The organism is Flavobacterium sp. (assembly GCF_035760125.1).
Lineage (GTDB): Bacteria > Bacteroidota > Bacteroidia > Flavobacteriales > Flavobacteriaceae > Flavobacterium.
Genome location: NZ_DASTTN010000272.1, coordinates 1 through 3,497, shown reverse-complemented (window position 1 = coordinate 3,497; position 3,497 = coordinate 1). Strand labels below are relative to the sequence as shown.

Genomic DNA, 3,497 nt, shown 5'->3' with positions numbered 1-3,497 from the left:
GGGACTGCTATATTGCCAACGGGTAATTTAACGGCTACCGCAAGTTATGATTTGGTGAGTGTTTTGAATTCGGCAACAGCTTGTTCCCAGGCACAAGCTGGCAATGCTACTGTTAGCATAAACCCATTGCCGGTTGCCGATTTCACTGGGGCAACAGCTATTTGTTCTGGAGATGTTACTTCTATAGCATTGTCAAGTACAATTACAGGGACTACATTTTCTTGGAATGCAGTTCAAAATAATGTTACTGGGGCATCATCTAGTAGCGGAAGTGTGATTAATCAAGTACTTATGGCAACAGGGAACAACATGGGACAAGTTGTGTATAATGTAACTCCAATAATGGGAAGTTGTATTGGGTTGTCAAAAATGATAACAGTAAATGTTAGCCCTATTCCTAATGTTATAGAAAACACAATAAAGAAAACACTTTGTTCCAGAGAAACAACAAGTATTGATTTATCCAGTGCTATAGTGGGGACTACATTTTCCTGGACAGTAAATACTAATGGAGTTACAGGTGCTGTTGCCGGAACTGGAAGTAAAATAACCCAATTGCTTACCAATGCAGGTTTTGTGACTGCCACAGTTGATTATACAATAACTCCTTCGATAAATGGATGTGCAGGCACTCCAGTTACAGTTACAATTAATGTTAATCCTTTACCCGAAGTTTTGGGAACACCTCCGGGAACAATATGTAGTGGCGGTATTTCTAGTATTACTTTGTCTCCGACTATTGTCGGAACTGTTTTTGACTGGACTGTTGTTCAGAACGGGGTTACCGGTGCAGCTGCAGGAACGGGTAATACAATAGAGCAGGTTTTGGAAACGGTTGGACCTTCTCAGGGAAATGCAGTATATACAATAACTCCAAGTCTTAACGGGTGTGTAGGTACTCCTTTGGACATTGTGGAAAATGTGAATCCTTCTCCAAAACCAACTCTTAAAGATGGTGTGATTTGTGTTGAAAAAGAAACTAGGGCTGCTTTTAAAACTTATTTATTGGACTCAGGATTGGATGAGTCGGATTATAATTTTCAGTGGTATCTTAATTCATCTCCGATTAACGGTGCTGTTTCCAGTGTTTTTGACGCGGCTCAGTCAGGGGACTATACTGTGCAAGCTGTTAATAATGTTACGGGCTGTGATGCGACATCTGAAACAGCGAAAGTGGATGCTTCTTTTCCGGGATTAGCTATTACAACTAACCAGACATTAGCTTTTTCGGATAATGCAAGAGTTGAGGTTACGGTTACAGGAGGGAATGCTGTTTTTGAATACCAATTAGATGGCGGTTCTTTTCAATCTTCTAATGTTTTTGAATATATGAAACCAGGTCCTCATTCAATAACAGTTGGAGATGTGAATGGATGTACCAATTTGTCCCAAGACTTTTTTGTGATAGGATATCCTAAATTTTTCTCGCCAAATGGTGATGGGCATAATGATACTTGGAACGTTGTGGGATTGGATGGGCAACCAAAATCGAATATTTTTATTTTTGATCGTTATGGTAAACTTATAAAGCAAATTAGCCCAAGTGGTGAGGGTTGGGATGGAAATTATACGGGCCAGCCTTTGCCAGCGACAGATTATTGGTTTACAGTTGAGTTCAGTGAGCAGTCTGAAACCAAATTGTTTAAAGCGCATTTCTCTTTGATACGATAATTAAAGGTTAAAGAAATTGTTCAAAAATATTTTAGATTAACGATTTTAGATTTTAAAGATTGTGAAGGGAGGCTTAAATTACTAAAAAAGTAATACCCTTTTAATTTCCTTCGAAAAATCTCAAAATACTTCGCCGATTCAATATCGTTCGAACTAAAATCGTTAATCTTCTATTTAAGTTTTTGGAACAGAAATGTTTCAACTGATTTCCATATAATTAAATCACTAGTTATTTCAAGCTAGTTAATACTTATTAATCAAATTAAAACCTTCATGAAAAATAGAATTACATTATTTATAGTAATGTTATGTTGTTTCAATTCCTATGTTTTTTCTCAAACAAAAGCAACAGGAAAAGAAGTAATGATACAAGGATTTCACTGGACTACTGATGTGTCGGCGACCAAATGGTATGAGGTAATTAAAAGCAACTCTACGGCCTTGCAAACTGCTGGTTTTGATGCCATATGGCTACCGCCGCCAAGTAAATCTACTGGAGGTATGGGTTACATACCAACGGTTTGGTATGATTTAAATAACGCTCAGGGAACTCAGGCACAATTGGTGTCATTAATCACTGATTTGCATTCAAAAAATATCAAAGTTATTGCAGATATTGTAATCAATCATAGAGGAGGAACACTTGGATGGTATGATTTCTCAACACCATCTTGGAATACCCCTACAGAAACTTGGTCTATTTGTAATACTTCCAACATTAGTTCTTCTGGACAAAAAGGAACGGGTAATGCAGATTATGATCCGGTAGCCGCAGGTTTGAAATCTGCCGGTGAATCGGGTTCATTTTCGGCTGCAAGAGACTTAGATCATTCCAATGCATTGGTTCGTGAAGGAATTAAAACATGGATGAATTGGTTAAAAACTGATATTGGTTTTGATGGATGGAGGTATGATTTTGTTCACGGATACGATGGGAAATACATCAAAGAGTACAATGATGCTACTGATCCTTATTTTTCTGTGGGAGAATTATTAGAAGGAAATAGAGACAGAATTGTAAAATGGATAGATTATACCAAAGCTGGAACAACTACAGCATCTTCAACAGCCTTTGATTTTGCGACTAAAAGTGCTTTGCAAAATGCATTTAACGATAATAATTTAAGTTATTTAAAAGATGGTTCAGGTAAAGCATCTGGTTTGATTGGAATTTGGCCGTCAAATGCAGTAACTATGTTGGATAACCATGATACTGGTCCATCACCATACGGACAAGATCTTTGGACTTTTCCTGGAGGTCAAGTTTTAAAAGGATATGCCTATTTGCTTACACATCCTGGTACTCCAATGGTTTGGTGGCCACATTATTTCAATTGGGGCATCGGTGCCGAAATTGACGCGATGATTAAAATAAGAAAGAACAATGGATTGAGTAGTACTTCGGCTTTAAACATTGTTGCTGCAACGAATAATCTCTATGCTGCCATTATTGATGACAAAGTAGCTATGAAATTAGGCTCCGACAGTTGGACACCAACAGGAACAGGTTGGATACTTAAATTATCGGGAACTGGTTTTGCTATTTGGGATAAGTTAAGTGCGGTGGATGTGCCTAGTTTAACCATTGTAAGTGCTGGAGGTGCATATAATACGGGTGCTACTGTAAATGCAGTTTTGACAGCCAATGTAAACACTTCGACAATTTACTACACAACGGATGGTACTGATCCTACAACTGCTTCGGCTTCCGCAGTTGGAACCAAATCACTGGCAATTACAAGCAATACCACTTTGAAGGCTTTTGTTAAAAATACTGCTAATGTTAGTTCAGCCATAAAGACTGAGACCTATACTTTTAGTACGAT

The 3,497-nt window shown here is 37.9% G+C and carries 2 protein-coding genes; both read left to right on the top strand.

Annotated features, from left to right (window positions below; all coding sequences use genetic code 11):
- On the top strand, positions 1–1,671 hold a 1,671-nt coding region (locus VFS71_RS09810; protein WP_326401009.1), incomplete at its 5' end, for a PKD-like domain-containing protein.
- A gap of 273 nt (positions 1,672–1,944) precedes the next feature.
- On the top strand, positions 1,945–3,497 hold a 1,553-nt coding region (locus VFS71_RS09805), incomplete at its 3' end, for an alpha-amylase family glycosyl hydrolase (protein WP_326401008.1).